We start from the raw sequence: 21,376 nt of genomic DNA, 5'->3' as shown, positions 1-21,376 counted from the left end.
CCTATAAAAACTGAAAACGGAGAATTTTATACTTTTGAATGTAGCGGATTTTAGGGGAGCTTACAATTGCCTTTCAAAACTCTTGCGAGCCTTTCAAAGGAAAAATTAGTGCTTTCAAAATGCTGGCGAGTGTTTCAAAGGAAAGATTTGTGCTTTCAAAGCTCCGGCGAGGTTTTCAAAGGAAAGATTTGTGCTTTCAAAATGCTGGCGAGCGTTTCAAAGGAAAGATTTATGCTTTCAAAACGCTTGCGGGTGTTTCGATGGAAAGATTTATGCTTTCAAAACGCTTGAGGGTGTTTCGATGGAAAAATATTGTTGGTGAAAGCAACAACAACAAAGGCGGGGAAAAAAGTAGCTAAGTCGAATAAATATCCACCTTAGCTTTACTTCGGGATGCCCTTTGGAACATCCATTAAGAGCAAACCATTGTTTATATTTGTCTTCATCAGTCTAGCGTAAGTCAGTAGTATAGCAATGTGCATAGCCGACTTGTGCTAGCTTGTCACTTAGTTATTTGTCTTGGGTTTATGTAAAACTAAGTGACGGGTTAGAGGCCTTTGCTAGCAAAATTCTTACCAACAACATCGTTTACAAATGCTACTTTTAAAAAAAGAAAATATTATGGATACCCAATTATTACAAGCTAGCTTAATTGAAAAAATAAAGGGGATAACAGCAGAGGATAAATTGCAAGCATTAAAATGTCAAATAGAAGAAATGGAAGCGACGCCTTACTGGGCAAAAGATGAAGCGATACTAAACGAATTGCGAGAAAGCAATGAGGCCTATGAAAGCGGTAGTAAAGATTTTAAAGATTGGAACGATAGTTACGCAGCGCTTAAGGAAAAGCTAAAAAAGCATGGCAGCTAAAATTACCATTTCTGCCAAAGTGCAAACAGAAATAGAGGAAATAATTGATTGGTACAATGATAAAGTGATGTAGGTGATACTAATTTTTTAGAAGAAGTGAATCATTTTATCTTCAAAATTGCCCGAAATCCAGAATTATATGCCATTGTAGTACATCAGTTTAGGAAATGTAAGATGAAAGTGTTTCCTTACTATATCATCTATCGCTACTATGCCCTCTCTCACAAAATAGTAATACATAAAATTATACACGTAAAAAGAAGGATGGATAAACGTATTGAATAGATAAGTAGAGGTAATGCCCCGCTGTTCCTCATGTTCTTTTAGGGCATATCGAACGACAGATAAAAGGGATGTTTCATCCCTTTAGTTGCAATAGCAGATACATAGCTGCACTACCTTAATTTCGGGCTGCCTGCGTAATAACTGCGAAACACAAGTAATATTATAAGCTTCCCCTAGTTCTGCCATTTAAGATTAGCGTAAACAAAAAATGCTTGTTAACCTTAAATATTACTAGCCATTAAAAAAGAAAGATTTACCGAGAATTATTATGACTCTGAAAGTCATAATTCATTAATTATTTCAGCTAGAAAATGCTGATAAGGGTAAGTGGTTTTGCAATTAATTGGCCTTCTTTTTCTTCTTATTTGGTAAATAAATGCGCTCGGCTTTTTGTACAAGGGTGATAAATTCTTTCTGCGCAACATTGGTTTTATCTACGGCAGTAGTGGCAAGTGTTAAAACGTCGGAGAAGGTATAATTCTTAGAAAAGTTAGAATTTTTTAGCAAGGCACCAAACATACTTACGGCAGTAGCAAAACGGATAGTGGCAGGTGCCGTCTCCAAATCTTGGTCATTAAAGGCCACAGGAAAACTTTGTGACTGATTGTTGCCCGATAATGGCAGCTTGTATTGTAAAGTAATCGTAGCAAGCTGCTTACCTGTAATAGTGTTGGTGTCTATCGGCTCTACTTCAAAAATGGCCATTAAATTATGGCCGCTACCTACTTCGCCGCCTTCTACTTTACTACTTGCATCGGCAATCGCTTCTTTTTTATTGTCAAAGCCTATTAAGCGGTAGCTTTTAATGGTGGCTTCGTTAAATAAAACATTCACATACGCATCATTGGCCACTGTATAAATGGTTTTGGTAAATTCTGTTACCAAAACTTTTTCCGCTTCGGCGGCATTATCTAAATAGGCAAAATTGCCGTTGCCTTTTTTGGCTAAGGTTTCTAGTTTACTGTCTTTATAATTACCCATTCCCACACCAAGGCAGGTTAAGTAAATACCACTTTGCCGCTGAATGGTAATCATGTCTTCCAAGTCTTTATCGCTTGTTTGCCCTACGTTAAAATCGCCATCCGTAGCCAATATAATGCGGTTATTACCATTGGGTATAAAAGCCGATTTAGCAATGGCATAAGCCGTTCTGATGGCACCTTCACCTGGGCTATCGCCACTAGCGGTTAAAGAGTCTATTACTTCATTAATTTTATCAAGTTCGTTGCCATTGGTAGGTGGTAAAGGCACTGCCACATTGCCGCCATAGGTTACAATAGCAACTTTATCGATAGGGCGTAAGTTTTTTGCCAAAAGTTTAAACCCTGCTTGCAACAAGGGGAGGCGGTTAGGCTTATCCATACTGCCTGAAACATCAATTAAAAACACCAAATTGCTAGGCGGCACACTGTCTAAATTAAGCTTGGGTGCATTTAAATTAATAAACACCAAGTGATGGTTGGCTTGCCACGGGCAAGAAGTTACGGTGCTATTGCAGGTAAATTGTTGGGTGGTATTGGGTGTTTTGTCGAGTGATAAGTTGAAATAATTGAGCATTTCTTCAATTCTCACAGCGTTGTTGGGTACCGTTAATTCGTTGTTTAAAAAACGCCGAATATTACTGTAAGAAGCACGGTCAATATTTAGGGCAAAGCCTGTTTCGGGATAATTTTTAGCAGCTACAAAATCATTTTCAATAAAGCTGGTATAGCTTTCACCAATGGTACTTAAAAAATTTATTTGTTGATTAGGAGAGAGGTTTTTGGTAATAGAGGCGAGTTTGTTTTTCATTAAGCTAGCGGTAGCAGCTAGCATTTTCAGTGTCAAGTTTTGGTATTTCTGCGTTTCGATGGCTGCACGAAAGGGTTCAAAACCATCTAGGGTAATTGCAATGGTATCTATTTGCTTGGTTGAAGGAATACCAAACAAGCCATTATCGCCGCTAAAAAATTGTAAATTTCCTTTGGTATGAAGCTTAATCAATGCACCTACTAGGGGTCTACCTTTTTCGTCTTTTACTTGGCCTCTTACATAATATTGCCCAAAACAATTGCCGAAACAGGCAGCAGTCAGCAGCAGTATTAGTAGTAATTGCTTCATTTGCAAGATACTTTAGGGTAACGGAAAGCAGAAATAAGCAAAAAATTTATGGCAATCGTTTTTTAAGCGTGTTGTATCGGTGAAATTAAGAAAACCTTAGGAATTAATTACTCGCTTAGCTGATAAATTTCTCGGGTATTCCTACCTAAGCCATCAAAGTCTAAACCATATCCAAGCACAAACTTATTAGGAATGGTAAAGCAGCAGTAATCAATATTTACTGGGTATTGTTGGGCTTCTGGCTTGTGTAGCAATACCGCAATTTTTAATGAAGCAGGTTGTTGATTGACCAATTGTGGTAAAAATTGGTGCAAAGTTTTACCAGTATCAATGATATCTTCAAGTACAATAACATGTCTATCAGTAAGGTTGATATCTAAGCCAATAGCCGTAACTACGTGGCCTGTAGATTGCGTGCCTTTGTAAGAAGCAAGTTTGATAAAGCAGATTTCAGCTTCTATTTCAAGCTCTCTAAACAAATCGGCACTAAAAATAAAAGAGCCGTTTAGCACCGAAATAAACAAGGGTTTTTTGCCAGCATAATCTCTTGTTAGGTCAGCCGCAAGTGTTTTTATTTTGTCTTTAATGGCTTCTGCGCTGATGAAGGGCACAAATGTTTTATTGAAAAGCGTGATTGAATGACCCATAATAATTGCGTTAAAGACAATATGGAAATGTATTAGTTAGTGGATAATGAACCGCCTTGCGCATTGGTTTGAGCCATTGTTTTTGGCACAATAGGCGCATTGGTACGTAAGTATATTTTTTCGCCAATAACAGGTTGCATATTTTTTTTAATACCATTGTATTCAGCCAACTTATCCAAACGAACACCTTCTGTTTGGCAAATATCATGTAATGTTTCGTTAGGTTTTACTGTATGAAAATCGGTAGCGCCTTTGGTTAATTTTTTTTCAATAAAAATGAGCTTATCGGTTGCTAAGATTTCCTCATCTTCCATATCGTTAAACTCAAGGAGTTTGGCTAAAGAAATATCGTATTGCTTTGCCAATGAGAGGAGTGACGTCCCTTCTTTTGCATAAATTACTTTGCTATGATTAATAGTGAAAATACCTTCAGGATAGTTTGCTGTCTTTTTTTCAACACTAGGTTTGGCAACCGTCACGTTTGGATTAATAATAATCACCGAATCTTCAGGCAAGCCTTGTGCACGTTTGAGCTGGTTTTCTCTCAATTGCTTTGAAGAGATTGTTATTACCAATTCAGGTGCCATTGTAGTATCTTCATAAATCTCTTCTTTGGCGGTGTTTGCAAGGGTTTGGTTGTCGTTTGGTAATTTATTTAACGCAATCAACGTGTATTGATTTAGATTGTAATCGTTAATGACTTTAATTAATTTTTGAGGATAATCTTTTTCGGTGGCGTAGCCTGCTTTTTTCAAACCTTTTGCCCAAGACACATAATCTGTAGGGTCTAGTTTAAATAAGAAATCGTACCAAGTTCTTGTTCTTAAAAAGTTAGAATGATCTTTGTAAGATTCAGCAGCAGATGGGTAGCTTCTAAAACATTCTTGTTTGGTATCATCATCGTGGTACACTTTATCGCCGTTCCATTCTGTTTTACATTTAATACCAAAATGATTGTTTGAGTTTTTGCATAAATCACTTTCACCATAAGACGATTCTAAAATACCTTGAGCCAAAGTAATAGATGCGGGTACGCCACTACGCTGCATTTCTGCGATGGCGATATCTTTATATTGGGCTATATAATTGTAGGCTTTTTCTTTTTGCGCATTGCTAGCAAGCATTAATGTAGCAAGAAAAATCGTTAAACATTGTTTCATTATTGGAGTACTTTTTTTATCAATAGCAAGCCGTCTCTTACAGTTAGCATTACTTGTTCTACACGTTTGTCTGCTGCTACATGTTCATTAAATGCAGCAATGGCTTTGGCACTTTTACTTTTTAAAGGTTCTTCTACTACTTGCCCATGAAATAATACATTGTCTGCGATGATTAAACCATTGTCGTTCAATAGGGGAAATACCATTTCGTAATAATCTATATAACCAGTTTTATCAGCGTCAATAAATACCAAATCCCATTTGTAGGGCAAGCTTGGTATTATGTCTAGTGCCTTACCAAGGTGCAAATGTATTTTTTTATGTGCGTTAAATTTGCTAAAATTTAATTTTGCGGTTTCTGCATCGGCTTCTCGTAGTTCAATTGTGTGTAATTCCCCATCATCTGGCATTCCCATGGCTAGGCACAACGCACTGTAGCCAGTAAATGTGCCAATTTCAAGCACATATTTAGGTTGCATTAAGCTGCTAATAAATGTTAATAATTTGCCTTGCACTTTTCCGCTCAACATGTGATGTAGTTGGTGCGTGGCTACTGTATCAGCATTTATCTGCGCCAATAAATCGGTTTCATCCGATGTCATCGCATCTGCATATTGTTCTATTATTTCTGGTATTACTATTTGAGCCATTGTTGTCTGAACCTAGATTTAGAATGATTAGGATGATTTGTCGGATTTTTCAGTAGATATAGATTTAATTTAATGATATTCATATTTCTGCGTTATCTACTAGCCAAGCCCTCGCTTCTAGAAACCGCTAATAACCCAAGAAACGTCAAGCTGCCATTGATTATTAATAATTCTAAGCCTATTTCAAATCCGCCGAAAAATTCTTTTTGGTATTTATCTATAAAGAAGCAAATAATTGGTGCTGCAACACAAATGAATGGCACCATATTATCATTAACTGCTCTTTTGGTAATAATGCCAAAAGTGAATAAGCCTAATAATGGTCCGTAAGTATATGCAGCAACTTTTAGGATAACGCCAATCATACTTGGGTTATTAATCCATTTAAATATCATCACAAATAGTAAAAAAATAAAGGCGATACTTAAATGAACCACTTGGCGTACTTTTTTCTGTTTTGCGTCATCCCAGTCGGTTCTGCGTTTAATGGCTAAAATATCTATACAAAAAGAAGACGTTAGGGCAGTGATAGCGCCATCAGCACTAGGAAATAACGCTGAAATTAACGCGATAATAAAAATGATAGAAACAAACGGTGGCATGTGTTTTAAAGCAATTTCTGGAAATAATTTATCGCCTGTTGCAGTTACATGTTGGCTATCTGCATACAAATACAATAAGCCACCCAAAAACAAGAATAATAATAGTACCGCCATTAAAATAAAACCAAGTGTCAAGACATTTTTTTGGCTATCGCCTAGCTTTTTTACTGAAATATTTTTCTGCATCATTTCTTGGTCCATACCTGTCATGGTGATGGTAATAAATGCACCTGCTAGTATTTGCTTTACAAAAAAGAGCTTGCTATTAGGATCTGTAAAAAAGATTTTTGTATAGCCTTTTTGTCCCATTGCGGTTAAGCTTTCAGCAAAACCCAAATGGAGATTACTTAAAATATAAATCACACAAATCACTAATCCTGCTAGCATACAAGTAGTTTGCAAAGTATCTGTATAAACAATGGTTTTAACACCGCCTTCAAATGTGTATAGCAAAATCATAATTAATATGATGAGCGTGGTTAACCAAAATGGTACACCAAAACTTTCTAATATTGCATCTTGCAAAATTTTTACCACTAAATACAGTCTTGCAGTGGCGCCTAATGTTCTAGATAAAATAAAAAATGAAGCACCTGTTTTGTAAGATTTAAAGCCCAACCTGGTTTTTAAAAAATTATAGATTGATGTTAGATTGAGGCGATAGTACAATGGCAATAACACAAATGCAATGGTGATATAGCCAATAACATAACCAATAGTGATTTGAAAATATGCAAATGACTCTTTTACAACAGCACCTGGCACACTTACAAATGTAACCCCACTAAGGCTTGTGCCTATCATACCAAAAGCCACTAACATCCAATTGCTGTTTTTATTGCCAATAAAAAAGCTGTCGTTGTTGCTGTTTTTACCTGTAAACCAAGCCACACCAAGTAATACTGCGAAATAGGCGATAACAAACACAAACAATACGAAAGGACTCATAATGCGCTACATTAAAATTAGCCGCCAAGATAAAACCAATTTGTGAAGTATTTAAAATAAGCTACTAGAAAGCACCACTATAAACATCGTGGCATGAATAATGTACGCTCATATATTATTATAGAAAATAATATAATAGCTGATTTATATCATATTTCTTGCTATCACAAGTCATAATCTACCCCCTACAACATTTCTAATTTGCACCTTGAAATAAGGTCACAAAGCCTAACCATTCATTCTAAATATTTACTTATGAAACTTATTCAAAGCACAAAATTCTGGATAATGTCAACTATCATTTTAGTGATAGGCTACGCTATCAGTTGCACAAAAAACGATCAAGTGATTATTCCCGACGCAGGTGCAAGTTCTACAACGCTAGTATCGGTTAATACAAGTACGCCGCCTACCATAGATGGGTCTATTGATGCACTATGGAACTCTGCAACAAAAATTAGTATTACACCTACAGTGCCTGATCCAGGAAATGGCTTATTTACTGGTTATATTGGTGAGCAGTATGCTGGCACTTTGCGCTCTATGTATGACGCGCAAAACATTTACTTTTTGCTGGAAGTAACAGATGCTTCGCAAAGTACCAACGTTACACCTTGGTATTTTGATCCTACGGCTAATGTAGCTGGTAAAACTGGCTGGGCCAAAGAGCCAAGCAGTAAAACTTATGACGTTAATGGCAATTTAATAAGAGCAGCTTGGGGCGAAGATAAATTTGCCATGCTATGGAATATTGATAATTCAACTCCAAAGTTTGCCGCACAAACTTGCTATGCTAGTTGCCACGTATTTACACCCTATTTAGATTATTCTGGTGTACTTGCCTCACCACAAACAGCTACCACGCCACCTACTGTTTCTAATTCGGGTAGTGGTAATCACTACACCAATGGCCCTAATGAAAAAATTGATATGTGGTGGGGTCGCTTAGGCTATATCACTAAAGATGCTTCATTAAATTTAATGGATGATAATTACCAAGATTATGCTGGTGGTCAAGCTATAACCAATCTTACTGGTGGCAATGCGAATGGTCGCCACGTAGATGGAATCGTGCCAGATGGCACAAAATCTACCATTTGGCCATATAGACCAAACTATACCGTTTCGCCTACACAAGGTGAAGTGGGTAATACCCAAAACTTAAAATTAGATGGTACTGGTGCGTCTGTTGCTGTACCACTTTGGGTAATTCCAAATGCTGGTAGTGCCAATTTTATTCTGGTATCTGATACCACGAGTGGTAAAGCCAAAAAAGTAACTGCTGTAAGTTCTGCTGGCGTATTAACCTTAAGCGATGGTTCTACGATTAATCCAACAGTAGGTACAGATTACCAACGTACAGGTGATGCTGTAAACGGCCCAACAGCCAAAAATTCTATTCCAGCAAATATTGCTGTGCCTCTTATAGGTGGTAGAGCAGATATTACTTGCGCAGCAACTTATACTGGTACCGGTTGGATTATAGAATACAAACGTGCTTTAAAAACTGGAGATGTATTGAAACAAGATATTGATTTTTCTAGCTTGCAAGACCAAGTTTTTGGGGTTGCTTTCTGGAATAAATCTAATAACCAGCATGGTATTCAACCAAACTTAACACTTACGTTTAAGAAATAGTATTTGGCTGTTCTTTTAATCACTAAAAATAGAGACCATGTCAAAGAAAATAATCGGAATGACCGCACTGCTAATTGTTACTTGTATGGTATTAATAGTTGGTTGTTCAAAAAATACAACATTGTTGATAGATAACTCAGTAGCAATAACAATGCCTGTCAGTTTTTCTAAAGATGTACAACCCATTCTTACGAAAAGCTGTGCCACAAGTGGTTGTCATAGCGGTTCTGTTGCGCCAAATTTATCAGCAGCAACCGCTTATACCGCCTTACAAAGTGGCAGTTTTATTAATACAACCTCACCTGAAAAAAGTGATGTGTATTTATGGCTTACAGGTAAAAAATCTGCAACAATGCCACTAGGTTCGGCTAATAATCCATCCAATATAAATGCATTAATGCTGGCTTGGATAAAACAAGGTGCTAAAAACAATTAAAAACAACACTTATGAACATTACATATAACCAGTTAGGTAAAATAGCAAAGCTTTGTTTACTTATGCTTTGCTGCAGCAATATTGGTACTGCTTTGGCGCAGGATTCTACCACAGCAGAAGCGCCAGTAGTGAAAAAGAAATCGTATACCAAAAACACATTTGAAGGCAATTATTTAATAGATAATCAAACGGTGATGGTACCCATAAAAGGTACGTTTGAATTTGATATTCAACACCGCTTTGGTACTACAGATAAGGGTTTTACAGACTTATTTGGATTGTTTGCATCGGCTACCATGCGCTTAGGCTTTAGCTATGTGCCTATTAAAGATTTACAAGTTGGTTTTGGTGCCACTAACGAGCGTATGCAAACGGATTTTAACCTTAAATACGCCTTGGTTAAGCAAACAAAAGATGGTAAAATGCCCATCAGTATTACTTATTTTGGCAATGCTGTAATGGACACCAGAAAGCGAGACAACACCACTTTATTTGTAAGCACTTCTGATCGATTTAGCTTTTTTAATCAGATTATTATTGCTAGAAAAATTTCGGAGAAATTATCTATTCAGGTAAGCCCTAGTTTATCGCACTTTAATAACCTTGAAGGCTATGATGACGGTACGGGTAAAGTAATGCCAAAATGGAAGAATGACCATTTTGCCATCTCATTCTCTGGGCGTTACAAAATATCGCCAAAAACAGCCTTAATAGCCAATTACGATCAGCCTTTAACACAACATCCCACTAATAATCCCCACCCCAATATCAGCTTTGGGCTAGAGATGAAATCTAGTGGTCACGATTTTGAAGTATTTGCAGGAAACTACGGTGCCTTATTGCCTCAAAACAATAATCTATTTAACCAAAATGATTATACCAAAGGCCAATTTTTAATTGGGTTTAACATCACTAGATTATGGAACTTCTAACATATGGCCTTACAGCTTTTTCAATAAATAGGTAGTGATTGTTCAAAAATTTTCTTTTTACTTAAAAACAACAACAAATGACAAAAAAACTAATCTTGGCAGCTTCAGTAGTAGCACTTGGGTTTGTTAGCGTTGCATTTACCAACGTACAACAAGCTAAACCTTGGCCAGTACCAGACAAAGCTGCTAAAACAGCTAATCCTGTAAAGTCTAGCCCAGCAGCTATTGCAGAAGGTAAAACACTATGGACAACCCATTGTTCGTCTTGTCATGGAAAATCTGGTTTAGGTGATGGCAGCAAAGCTGCACAGCTAAAAACGCAACCAGATGATTTTACAAAAGCGGCTTTTCAATCACAATCTGATGGTAGTTTATTCTACAAAGTATCAGAAGGTAGAGATGATATGCCTTCTTTTAAAAAGAAGATTCCTGAAAGCGAAGACATTTGGAATTTGGTAGTGTATATGCGTACACTTAAAAAGTAATCCCCTGTTAATCATAAAAGGTTTGTATCGTATCTGGTACAAGCCTTTTTTGTTATTAGGGATGATAGATGTTAAGCATTGCTATGTGGTAGTAATTATGACATAAATCATCTTATAACATACCCAATGTCAGCATTTAAGGATGCAGGGCAACTTAGTTTTACCCATAAATAAAGCGGTTTAAAGTATGACAAATTATAACAGCCTAATCCCCAAAAAAGCGCCATCAACGCGAAGACATTTTGTAGTTGGCGTAGGTATTTTATCTGCAATTGGGGCTATTACAGCCATTTTTCGCTTGCCATTTGTAAGTAAAAAAAACATTATTGCTTGCGCACCAGAAAGTAAAAAGAAAACAGTCACCATGCTTACACAAGATGGTAGGTTGGTAGAAATAGATGCAACCGCCATCACTAGTAGTAAAAAGAAAGTGAGTAATAACGAATTATTGAACTGGATTAAAAAACGACAAACCACCAAATCATAACCATGAGCAATCATACAAATAACTCAAGAAGAGATTTTTTATTAACCGGCTTAGCAGCTACTGGTTTGGCCATTGGTTGCGGCAGTAAAAAATCTGCCTTTGAAGCCGCAGCCGATGAAACGGTAAAAGCTTCTGGCAAAATGGTAAAACTATTATCGGTTGATGGCGACATTATTGAAGTAGATGAAGCTTTTTTAAAGCCAGTGCCCGTATTGCCTACTGTTACTAATGCAGAAGCAAGATTGGGTATTGCTGGTAAGAAGTTTGTGATGGTGATTGACTTATCAAGATGTAAAAACTTGAAAAAATGCCAAAGTGCTTGCAACCATGCCCACCAATTAAATCCAGGGCAAAACTGGATTAAAGTTGACCCTATGAAAGATGCCGAATATACCGCACCTTATTGGGAACCCACTACATGTATGCATTGCGATGAACCGCCTTGCGTAAAAGTATGCCCAGTAGATGCCACTTTTAAAAGGCAAGATGGCATTGTACTGGTAGATAGTGATCGTTGTATTGGTTGTCGTTTTTGTATGGCGGCTTGTCCTTATTCTACAAGGGTATTTAACTGGGGCGAACCGCAACTGCCAGCCGAAGTAAAAGCGCTACCATATTCCTGCGAAACAAGTGTACCACAAAAAATGGGTACGGTGAGTAAATGCGATTTTTGTCCAGATATGGCTCGCAAAGGCGAGTTGCCGCATTGCGTGTCCGCTTGCCCAAATGGTACTTTCTTTTTTGGTGATATGAATGAAGATACCGTTACCAATGGGGCTGAAACGTTTCGTTTGAGCGAGCTCTTAAAAGATAAAGCAGGCTATCGGTTGATGGAAGATTTAGGTACTAAGCCAAGTGTCTATTATTTACCACCTGTAGCCCGAAATTTTCCTTTTGAATCTGGCCTAGATAATAATACCACCACTCATTAACCCTAAATTATTTACACGTGGAAAACGAACAATTAATAGCCAATAATACCATTATACAAGATTTGCTGCCACAAAAATTTGGCAAAGCTGGTAAAATATGGACGGGCATTTTACTTGCTTTTTGCTTGGTAGGCGCTTATGCTTACTACCGCCAATTGCGGTATGGCTTGCAGGTTACCGCCATGCGAGACTATGTGTCTTGGGGTATTTATATTTCAAACTTTGTATTTTTTGTAGCCATTAGCTTGGTAGGTTCTTTAATTACGGCGGTATTTCGCTTGGCAGATGTACATTGGAGTACGCCTTTAACCAGAATTGCCGAAATTATTGCGGTGGCAGCCATCATTTTTGCCTCGCTTATCATTATTGTAGATATGGGTAGCCCCGAACGGTTCTATAATTTATTTCTGTATGGCAGGTTGCAATCGCCCATTATTTGGGATGTGGTGGTAATAACCACCTACTTTTTTATCAGTCTTTTATTATTGTATTTTCCCTTATTGCCCGATATTAAAATTCTCTTGAGTTTTAAGGAAAAAACAAATAAAAGCTTGTACAAATTATACCATTTTTTAGGGGCTTTTTGGAAGGGTAGTGCTGAGCAGTCTAAGCTGAGTGACAAAGCCATTAATATACTTTGTATTACTATTATCCCAGTTGCCTTTTCTATTCACACCGTTACCTCTTGGTTATTTGCTACTACTTATAGGCCAGGTTGGGATAGCACCAATTTTGGCGCCTACTTTATTTCAGGTGCGTTTTTAGTAGGTGGGGGCGCTGTGATGGTAGCCATGTATGTGTTTAGAAAAGCGTATCATTTAGATAAATACATTACCGAAGTACATTTTGAGAAAATGGGTAGAATTGTCGTGCTATTAGCCTTGTTGTACCTATACTTTAATGTAAACGAATATTTAGTGCCTGCTTTTAAAATGAAAAAATCGGAAGAAGCGCATTTGAATGGTTTGTTTACAGGTGAGTTTGCACCATTATTTTGGTTTGCCATTACGGTAGGTATGATATTGCCCATCATTATCCTTCTATTTAGAAAAGGTAGAAAACCTCTGCCAGCTTTTATTGCAGGTATTATGGTGGTGGTAGGTGCTTGGTTTAAGCGTTACTTAATTGTAACACCTACTTTGTTGCATCCATTTTTACCCATGAATGATGTACCTGAAAACTATAAACATTATTTTCCTAGTTGGGAAGAGTGGGCTATTGCATTGGGCTCGCTAGCAGGTGCTATGCTTATTATTACCATTCTTACAAGAATCTTTCCTATTATCCCTATTCAAGAAACTATAACCGAACAAGCACATGAAACCGCAAAATAAACAACGCAATACTGTATTGGCCATCGTATTTCTGCTTGCTAACTTCCATGCATTTGCGCAAGCCGTAGACAAAAATAGTGTGAGCTTAGGGGTTAACTATTTTGCGGCTAATAATACCATTCCTTATGTGTTGGTACGTGCCAAATCTAAAATAGATGGTAAGTTTAAGCCTGTGGCTAATATCGCAGTAGCAGTGTATTTAGATACCACTTCTACCGCTACATTAATAGGCAAAGTGCTTACCAATACCAAGGGCGAAGCTGTTACCTTAATACCTCCAAGTTTAAAAGCTAAATGGCAGCAATCGAAAAAGCATAGTTTTTATGCTGTGTTTGATGGTAATAAACAATACGATGCAGGTAGTGGTGATGTAACGGTGGGCAAAGCCAAAATTGTAATAGATACTAGTGCCGATAGAAAAATAACCGCCACCGTATTGGCCATGAAAGACAGCACTTGGCAGCCCGTTGCTGGGGCTGAACTAAAAATTGGTATTAGGCGCTTAGATGGCGATTTATCTGTAAACGAAACCGCAACATTTACCACCGATTCTACAGGGCAAACCTCGGCAGATTTTAAAAGAGATAGTATACCTGGCGATACCAAAGGCAATATTATTTTAGTAGCAAAAATGGAAGACAATGAACAGTATGGTAATATAAGTGCCGAAAAAATAGTGCCTTGGGGTGGCAAATTTGTAACCATCAACGATACTTTTGATAGACGCACCTTATTTGGTACAAGAGATAAAACACCTATTTGGTTATTACTTATTGCCTCTTCTATTATTGTAGCGGTTTGGGGTATTATTATTAAGCTTGTGCTTAATTTAATAACCATTAAAAAGTTAGGTCATGAAGCGGTTGGGGCTTAACCTGATAGTGTAAATGATTGTCGTTTAAAAAGCGCACTTCTTTCTTTACCAAAATAAGCGAAATGGCTCGTAGATACGTTGATTTTGGGCAAAGTTGTATTGGTAAGCCATCATTTTGCAGTTTGGCGATACAAAGTTGTAGTCTGGAGACGTGCAGTTGAACTTGGTCGGCATAAAGTTGAGCCTGAGCGGCGCAAAGTGGAAGTTATGCGGCGCAAAGTTGCAGTCTGGAGACGTGCATTTGAACCTGGTAGACATAAAGTTGAGCCTGAGCGGCGCAAAGTGGATGCTTGGCGGCGTAAAGTTGCAGTTGGGCGGAGCAAAGTTGCAGTTGGGCGCCGCCGCAATTAGGCTATATGGGTGATAATGACCATCACTTTACTGCGACACTGGTTAAAAGTATGATAATAATTAGTGAGACTGCTAAACATGGAGTTGGCTTACAGATTGTGTACTTTAAATATTGAGGTTTGTTTACAATACCACTCAAGTATAATTACAAAGATAAATAGCATAAAAAAGCCCTGTAAAGTACAAGGCTTTACAAGACTTTGAAGGTTTCAAAAACTTCAAGGTTTTAATATTTTTTAATCTGCCGTTAAAAACTGACTATTGATATAATCCACCACATTCGTCATGCTACCTGTGGCTTCATAAATTTGTAACTGTCTATCGGCACCTGTACCACGTTCTAGCATCGTATGTATAAAGTTGATAAAATGACGGCTGCCTAATTCATCTACCACATCATCAATAAAGTCTAATAATTCTAATATCAATGCCTTAGTAGGTATCTCCGTTTCTTTACCAAAATCAATTAAACTACCATCAAGTCCATAGCGACTCGCTCGCCATTTGTTTTCATTTATCAAAGCTCTTTGGTAAATCATAAAGTTCATGTTCTGACTTCGCAGTTTATACAATTTAGCACAAATAGCTTGAAACAAGGCTGCAATAGCAATGGTTTCGTTGATAGTCATTGGAATATCGCAAATACGAAACTCTACCGTGTTAAAAAACGGATGCACCCGCAAATCCCACCATATTTTCTTGGCATTATCTATACAGTTGGTTTTAATAAGCAAGTTCACATAGCTTTCATAAGCTTCAATGCTTTCAAAATATTCTGGGATGCCTGTTCGAGGAAACTTATCAAATACTTTGGTACGATAAGATTTATAACCTGTTAAGCGACCTTCCCAAAATGGTGAATTGGTGCTTAGTGCATACACGTGTGGCAGAAAATATCTCGCACTATTGGCTAAGTGAATCGCCATTTTTCTATCAGCCATACCTACATGCACATGCAAGCCAAAAATGAGATTACTTCTTGCAGCATCTTGCAGTTCATCTACAATTTGGTGGTAGCGGTGGTGGTCGGTAATTAATTGGCTACCCCAATGACTAAAAGGATGCGTGCCGCTTGCACCCACCCACAAGCCCATATCGCCAGCTATTTGTGCAATATTGCCACGCAAGCCAGCCACATCTTTAAATGCTTCGTGTGCATCAGCGCAAATATCAGTACCTACTTCTACCACCGCTTGGTGCATTTCTGCCTTTACTTTGTCGCGAAGTATTTTTTGTCCTTCAATAACGATGCGTTGTTCATGGCTTTTGAGCTCCTTTGTTATAGGGTCTAGCACCATGTATTCTTCTTCAACACCAAGGGTAAAATGTTTATAGTTCATAGTATCGATGAGATGATGTGATAATGTGATGATTTGTGATGTCTCATGGGTTACTAATTATCTAATTATCACATCACCACATTATCGAATTGAATTAAATCAAGGGTATTTTAGCACTGCTTCTTTTAATGTATTCGCCCCAAGTGAGGTTGTCTTTGCCTTCTTCTTGTGCCAATGCTTTTTCTATGGCATAGTTAGCTGAAGTTTCTACTACCCATGCAAAGTTGTCTTCGCCTACACTTGTGCGTTCCGCATCGGGCGCAGGATTACAAAAGTCAATAGCATAAGGAATACCATCACGTATGGCAAGCTCTACCGTATTAAAATCGTACCCTAAAAAATGGTTAATTTTCAATACTATTTCCTCCATTTGTTGCAGGCGTTCTGGGCTTGGCGTAAAGTCTGCTACATAGCGTAAATGGTGTGGATTTCTTGGCTCGTAAGGCATAATGCGCACATGTTTGCCACCAATGCAATAACAACGATAATATTCTGTAAAAACGATCTCTTCTTGTAACAACATCACTAGCTGATCGGTTTCGGCATGTTTGGTATAAAAGTCTTGAATACTGTCTAGTTTATACACGTTTTTCCAACCGCCACCTGCAAATGGTTTCATGTAGGCAGGAAAACCTACATAATCAAAAATACCTTTCCAATCGAGCGGATACGCCAAGTTACTAAATGATGCTGCTGTGGTATCATCAGGTAATTTATACGATGGTAAAATCACTGTTTTAGGTACAGGTACGCCTATTTTAGTAGACAAGCAATTGTTGAAAAACTTTTCATCGGCACTCCACCAAAATGGGTTGTTGATAACAGCCGTGCCACACAAGGCCGCATTCTTTAAAAATGCCCGATAAAAAGGTACATCTTGACTAATTCTATCTATAATAACTGCATAACCTGATGCCTCACCTTGAATGACCTTATTAATGCTTACCGATTCAGCCGTTACACCTGTAACCTGCTTGCTATTAATACGCTCTACCAATGCTTCGGGAAAGCTTCTTTCTTTGCCGTGTAAAATGCCTATTTTTTTCATACTAATAAATTTATCTGTTTTAAGAATTACGTTTATACTATTTGGGTTCAATATAAATAAACATTTACAAACAAAACTTAGTTGCTGCTACTAAATTCCTGAATTATTTTAAAAAGTACAATCCTTATTTTTGAAAGCTATGACAAAGCTCAGCGCGTATTTACCAACCATTGTAATTGAACAACACCATATATACTCACAATACCTTGAACGAGAGGTACAGATTGATGCGTATTTGCCCACCAATATTGTATTGCCCGAACAAATGAGTTTACTATTAATGAATGATGGGCAAGATTTACCTAAAATGCCTTTCATCGATATTCTATCACAATTGATAGATAGCCATACGATAGAACCTTTGCTGTGTATAGGTATTTATTGCGGTGACGATAGACGTAACGAGTATGGTACGGCTTATAGTGCCGACTATCAAGGGCTTGGCAGCAAAGCGGGCTTATATAGCAAGTTTATTTTTGATGAATTGTTGCCCTTTATTCGCAAGGCTTTTAACATGCCTAATTTTAAAGACAAAGCTTTTGCAGGTTTTAGCCTTGGCGGTTTAAGTGCCTTAGATATTGTGTGGAATAATGCCACAGAATTTAATAAAGTAGGCGTGTTTAGCGGCAGTTTGTGGTGGCGCCGTAAGGCTTACGATGCTGGCTATAACGATGAAAACGACCGATTAATGCACTTACAAATACGCAAAGGGATGTTTTACCCTTGGCTAACGTTTTTTGTACAATGTGGTGCGCTTGACGAAACAGCCGATAGAAATAACAATGGTGTAATTGATAGTATAGACGATGCCTTAGACCTTATTGTAGAGCTAAAAGCCAAAGGCTATACCGATGCGCACATTGAATATTTATTACTTGACAATGGTAAGCACGATGTGCCAACATGGGCTGAAGCTTTACCACATTTTTTGCAATGGGGCTGGGGTAGGATGGCGGATTAATGATTTGACATTTCTTATTTTCAGTTGTCAATCATCCGCTATGAACCATGAACCATTACCCACTTATCGTACTAATATACCTTACCAAACTACGTTTGGCTATTGGCAATAAGGTTTCTTCCATGGGGAAGGTAAGGTTGGTTTCTACAGCATACACCGCAGGATTGGGTAATTCTGTACGCTTTTTTATGAGTTCTGTTTTAATGCTTTGGTACGTGTTTACAAAATTGCGTTGCCATACATCTACAAATTCTGTTTTCATAGTACGATATTTATCATCGTGCTTTTCAAAAATGCTCATTCTGTATTGATAGACCCATGTGTTTTTGGCTTGGCCTTCACATAAAAAAAAGTAGCCCTCTTGATGGTCTAATGGCATAATGCCTACAGGCGCTATACTTAAGTTTTGCTCTACGAATTCATAAATTTCAGTACCATTTTTTATAGCACGCTGCATCGTACCAGCAGCATAGTGTATAATGCTTTCTAATTCTTCCATGAGTTCATCATCGGCAATCATATTCTCGTACAATACCTGTAATTGTTGAATTTGAATGCCTGTTAAACGCTTTGGAAACTGTTCTTGAAGGTATTTTTTGTTTTCTCTAAACGCAATGAGATTGTTGTAATGAAAAATTAAATCTGCAAGTTGCGGGTAGAGTTTATTAGCGTCAAAATATTTACCAATTTCTTGCAAATAGGCGAGTAGTGTGTACTTTTTTAACTCAAAATCAATGTAGCCATCGGCAAACCAGGTTTGTGATAATGTTTTCATAACAAGACAATTTGTAGTGAAACAATAATGCTGTTAAATCAGCACTTTTTCTAGTTCTAATATATTACACTGTTTGCTTTTTGCCAAATTAAAATGGGGTTAAAGGTTTTGGCTCGCAGATAACGCAGATGACGCTTGAAAGTAGGCTAATTATTTTTGCTTCAAAACGTAGTCATAAAAAAAGGTGCTATCGTTTGTAATAGCACCTTTAGTAAAATAGTTTGTAATTACTAGTTTTTCTTTAAAATAATTTTTGCTTGCGAAAAGCTATAAGCAGCATCTAACACTGCCATTAAAGATGGCCATTTGGCTACATCAAAGTTTTTGCCTTTGTACACTTTTTTTACATCTAGCACAATGGTATTGTTTTCTACTTTGGCTTTGCAAGTAAAGCTTGCTGCATCGTTATCTATGGTTTTATTTAAGCCATCTATACCTTTTGCGGTATAGCCTGCTGGTATGGCTAGGGTAATATTCCAAGATAAAATTCTAGGAAAACGTGTATCAATAGGTAAGGTGCGTGTGCGTTCGTCTTTCTTAATTTTTGTTTGTGTGCCTATTAGTTTTGGTAATGGCAATACAATGTCATCATTTGCGGTTGCCGTAAAGTTTTGTAGAGTTAATGTTTCAGAATACTTTAAGGGTTTCTTTTTGTAGGTTCTACCATCTTGTAGCAGTTTAAAATCATCGTATTTCTCAACTACACAATTGTATTCTGCTTCGGCATAAGCTTTCATTAGTTTTGGTTTTTCTTCTTTCCAGTCTTTTTTGCGGGTTTTAAATTCGCTAGTTGCTTTTTCACTTGCAGCATCGCTCATGCCATCCCACATCCCTGTACCGTCATAGTTTTTAAAATCGGTTTCCATGTAGGGTGTATAGGTTAATATATCGTCTATTATTTCATTTTTCATTAGCCCTTTTGCTTCTACTGTTTTTGCAATGGCTAAGTTGGCTTTATTGGTATCTAACGATGCAGTAATTTGTGTTACCCAAGCATTTTCGGTGGTATCGCTTATTGGCAATACGATAGAAGTTGCTTTATCTGCCTGATTGGTATAGTTAAATTTAACTGCTGTATTACCATTTATATGTATAGGCAGTTCTTCGGGGTTTAAGTGCTCATCAGGATTAGCGTAGTATTTGTTTTTAAACTTTACAAGCCAGGCTATTTCTTGTGTAAATGCTACTTTGTCAATACTTGTTTTATAGTTTGGTGTGGTTACTACTATTTCGTGATCTAAGTTTTTTTCTCTTAACAATCCAGAGAATATCTTAGCAAAATCGTAGTCGCTACAATTATTGTACATGGTTTTAGAACGCAATAAATAGTAGGCTTTACGGGCATATTCATCATCGGCAAGCTGTGTAATACCTTTCTTTTTTAGGTCTTTGTAGTAATAGTTAATGATAGAATTGTAAGAGGATTCACCCATGGCAATAGCACTACTTTGTACGGCACTATTGGCATACCAAAATTGCTTTGCTTTACTGCCAAGGTCTTCTGGCGTCATGTCTTTTTTGGTATCTTCTTCATCTTTAAACCATACAAAGTCTTTACGATTGTTACGGGCATAGGTTAACTGAAACTTAATAGATGGTAACTCTAAATATTCATTTACAAAGCGGTTATCGGTAAGTCTTGGTCGATTATTATCTTCCCATCTGTACACTTTTTTATCTCCGTTATTAGTAACTACAAAATCTGGTGCGCCTTTTAAGCTTTTAAATGCCATGTAATATTTGCTGTCTTCGGTAGTTACTTCTATTATTTGCTTATTTACAGGTAATGAACGGTTACATAAATAATACACTGGCTCAAACTCTTTGTAGTTAGGGTTATTGTTGTAGCGCGTATTGTTATAGTTTTTGTATTCGTACTCTATAGCATCGCCTTCTTCTAAATCTGAAATAGCAATTTTAAAAAAATCTGGGCGATAGTTAGATTTAAATTCACTTTCAGTATAGCTTTTAAATAAGCTTGGTACACTTTTTACATCATCTACCTTAACGGCATCGGTAAAGTCAATTTTTTGAATAGTACCGTCTTTTTTAATCACTCTTGCTGCAAAAGCATCGCCTTCGGCTGCCAATCTAAAGTATAGAATTGAGTAAAGTTCTAGTGCGTACTTATCGTTCAATAAAATTTTACGTCTTTCTGTTTCTTCAACTATAATTGTTGTTTCGTTACGTGCGTTGGCTGCATAAATAGTATACCCGAAAGTTACTCCAGACCACAAAAGACCAATTAGATTTCTACCAATGCGCTTACCAATACTTAACCCTTTTTTATCAAAGTCAAAGCTTGTTTTTTGGCAAAGAATAACGGCACTTTCATTTTCCCATTTTGCGGTATTGTTGCCACTAAAGTCTGCATCATCTTTTAGTAAAGCAGCCGCTTCGTTGTATTTTTTTAGTGTTTCAAGTTCCTTTTTTGTGATGCGTTGTTGGCTAAACGTTTGGCTAATAAATAGTGCTATAATAGCAATGGTACATACTAGTTTTTTCATGGTAATTAGGCAGT

20 protein-coding genes are annotated in these 21,376 nt (G+C 37.3%); 11 read left to right on the top strand and 9 right to left on the bottom strand.

What is annotated here, in order from left to right:
- Positions 1-119: 119 nt before the first annotated feature.
- Both ACFOW1_RS08880 and ACFOW1_RS08875 read left to right on the top strand, forming a co-directional pair.
- Positions 120-359 (top strand): hypothetical protein, encoded by a 240-nt coding sequence (locus tag ACFOW1_RS08880; protein ID WP_379013685.1) that lies wholly within the window; start codon positions 120-122, stop codon positions 357-359.
- 262 nt (positions 360-621) lie between these two features.
- Positions 622-870: a hypothetical protein gene (locus ACFOW1_RS08875; protein ID WP_379013683.1), complete on the top strand. Its 249-nt coding sequence runs from the start codon at positions 622-624 to the stop codon at positions 868-870.
- Positions 871-1,494: 624 nt separating this feature from the next.
- On the opposite strand, the gene ACFOW1_RS08870 is transcribed toward ACFOW1_RS08875, so the two are convergent.
- The 5 genes from ACFOW1_RS08870 to ACFOW1_RS08850 all read right to left on the bottom strand — a co-directional run bounded on the left by ACFOW1_RS08870 (position 1,495) and on the right by ACFOW1_RS08850 (position 7,262).
- Complete coding sequence (locus tag ACFOW1_RS08870) at positions 1,495-3,255, bottom strand: YfbK domain-containing protein (RefSeq protein WP_379013682.1); 1,761 nt, start codon at positions 3,253-3,255, stop codon at positions 1,495-1,497.
- A 107-nt stretch (positions 3,256-3,362) separates the two neighbouring features.
- Positions 3,363-3,902, bottom strand: a complete 540-nt coding sequence (hpt, locus tag ACFOW1_RS08865) for a hypoxanthine phosphoribosyltransferase (protein WP_379013681.1) — start codon at positions 3,900-3,902, stop codon at positions 3,363-3,365.
- Between the two features lie 32 nt (positions 3,903-3,934).
- Positions 3,935-5,062 carry a glucosaminidase domain-containing protein gene (locus ACFOW1_RS08860; RefSeq protein WP_379013680.1) on the bottom strand — a complete coding sequence of 376 codons (1,128 nt, stop codon included), beginning with the start codon at positions 5,060-5,062 and terminating at the stop codon, positions 3,935-3,937.
- A complete protein-coding gene (locus ACFOW1_RS08855; protein WP_379013678.1) occupies positions 5,062-5,712 on the bottom strand; it encodes an O-methyltransferase in 651 nt (216 codons plus the stop codon). Before ACFOW1_RS08855 ends, ACFOW1_RS08860 begins: the two co-directional genes overlap by 1 nt.
- 92 nt (positions 5,713-5,804) lie before the next feature.
- Positions 5,805-7,262 carry a sodium:solute symporter gene (locus ACFOW1_RS08850; protein ID WP_379013676.1) on the bottom strand — a complete coding sequence of 486 codons (1,458 nt, stop codon included), beginning with the start codon at positions 7,260-7,262 and terminating at the stop codon, positions 5,805-5,807.
- 288 nt (positions 7,263-7,550) lie between these two features.
- Here ACFOW1_RS08850 and ACFOW1_RS08845 point away from each other — a divergent pair, with 288 nt between their 5' ends.
- The 8 genes from ACFOW1_RS08845 to ACFOW1_RS08810 all read left to right on the top strand — a co-directional run bounded on the left by ACFOW1_RS08845 (position 7,551) and on the right by ACFOW1_RS08810 (position 14,380).
- Positions 7,551-8,900: an ethylbenzene dehydrogenase-related protein gene (locus ACFOW1_RS08845; RefSeq protein ID WP_379013674.1), complete on the top strand. Its 1,350-nt coding sequence runs from the start codon at positions 7,551-7,553 to the stop codon at positions 8,898-8,900.
- 37 nt (positions 8,901-8,937) lie between these two features.
- The gene (locus ACFOW1_RS08840) at positions 8,938-9,336 is read left to right on the top strand and encodes a hypothetical protein (RefSeq protein WP_379013672.1); all 399 of its coding nucleotides are present in this window, start codon (positions 8,938-8,940) and stop codon (positions 9,334-9,336) included.
- Between the two features lie 11 nt (positions 9,337-9,347).
- Entirely contained in the window at positions 9,348-10,268 is a 921-nt protein-coding gene (locus ACFOW1_RS08835) for a DUF5777 family beta-barrel protein (protein WP_379013671.1), read from the top strand.
- Positions 10,269-10,345: 77 nt separating this feature from the next.
- Complete coding sequence (locus ACFOW1_RS08830; RefSeq protein ID WP_379013670.1) at positions 10,346-10,753, top strand: c-type cytochrome; 408 nt, start codon at positions 10,346-10,348, stop codon at positions 10,751-10,753.
- 187 nt (positions 10,754-10,940) lie between these two features.
- Positions 10,941-11,240, top strand: a complete 300-nt coding sequence (locus ACFOW1_RS08825; RefSeq protein ID WP_379013669.1) for a hypothetical protein — start codon at positions 10,941-10,943, stop codon at positions 11,238-11,240.
- Between the two features lie 2 nt (positions 11,241-11,242).
- Positions 11,243-12,172 (top strand): 4Fe-4S dicluster domain-containing protein, encoded by a 930-nt coding sequence (locus tag ACFOW1_RS08820; protein WP_379013667.1) that lies wholly within the window; start codon positions 11,243-11,245, stop codon positions 12,170-12,172.
- A 17-nt stretch (positions 12,173-12,189) separates the two neighbouring features.
- Positions 12,190-13,506 carry an NrfD/PsrC family molybdoenzyme membrane anchor subunit gene (nrfD, locus tag ACFOW1_RS08815; protein ID WP_379013666.1) on the top strand — a complete coding sequence of 439 codons (1,317 nt, stop codon included), beginning with the start codon at positions 12,190-12,192 and terminating at the stop codon, positions 13,504-13,506.
- Positions 13,490-14,380 (top strand): hypothetical protein, encoded by an 891-nt coding sequence (locus ACFOW1_RS08810; RefSeq protein ID WP_379013665.1) that lies wholly within the window; start codon positions 13,490-13,492, stop codon positions 14,378-14,380. The genes nrfD and ACFOW1_RS08810 overlap by 17 nt, the downstream gene beginning before the upstream one ends.
- 587 nt (positions 14,381-14,967) lie before the next feature.
- Here the strand turns inward: ACFOW1_RS08810 and ACFOW1_RS08805 are convergent.
- Positions 14,968-16,071, bottom strand: coding sequence for a carboxylate-amine ligase (locus tag ACFOW1_RS08805; protein ID WP_379013664.1), 1,104 nt, complete (start codon positions 16,069-16,071; stop codon positions 14,968-14,970).
- A 94-nt stretch (positions 16,072-16,165) separates the two neighbouring features.
- On the bottom strand, positions 16,166-17,119 hold the full coding sequence (locus ACFOW1_RS08800; protein WP_379013663.1) for an ATP-grasp domain-containing protein: 954 nt from the start codon (positions 17,117-17,119) through the stop codon (positions 16,166-16,168).
- A gap of 139 nt (positions 17,120-17,258) precedes the next feature.
- On the opposite strand from ACFOW1_RS08800, the gene ACFOW1_RS08795 reads away from it, so the two are divergent.
- The gene (locus ACFOW1_RS08795; RefSeq protein WP_379013661.1) at positions 17,259-18,080 is read left to right on the top strand and encodes an alpha/beta hydrolase; all 822 of its coding nucleotides are present in this window, start codon (positions 17,259-17,261) and stop codon (positions 18,078-18,080) included.
- 55 nt (positions 18,081-18,135) lie between these two features.
- Here the strand turns inward: ACFOW1_RS08795 and ACFOW1_RS08790 are convergent, their stop codons facing one another.
- Both ACFOW1_RS08790 and ACFOW1_RS08785 read right to left on the bottom strand, forming a co-directional pair.
- On the bottom strand, positions 18,136-18,855 hold the full coding sequence (locus ACFOW1_RS08790) for a hypothetical protein (RefSeq protein WP_379013660.1): 720 nt from the start codon (positions 18,853-18,855) through the stop codon (positions 18,136-18,138).
- A 230-nt stretch (positions 18,856-19,085) separates the two neighbouring features.
- Positions 19,086-21,362 (bottom strand): hypothetical protein, encoded by a 2,277-nt coding sequence (locus ACFOW1_RS08785; RefSeq protein WP_379013658.1) that lies wholly within the window; start codon positions 21,360-21,362, stop codon positions 19,086-19,088.
- Positions 21,363-21,376: the final 14 nt, after the last annotated feature.

Origin of the sequence: Parasediminibacterium paludis, from assembly GCF_042651445.1 — a bacterium.
GTDB classification, from domain to species: Bacteria; Bacteroidota; Bacteroidia; order Chitinophagales; family Chitinophagaceae; genus Parasediminibacterium; species Parasediminibacterium paludis.
Note: the sequence above shows the minus strand (reverse complement) of the source record. Positions and strands in the feature narration are given on the sequence as shown.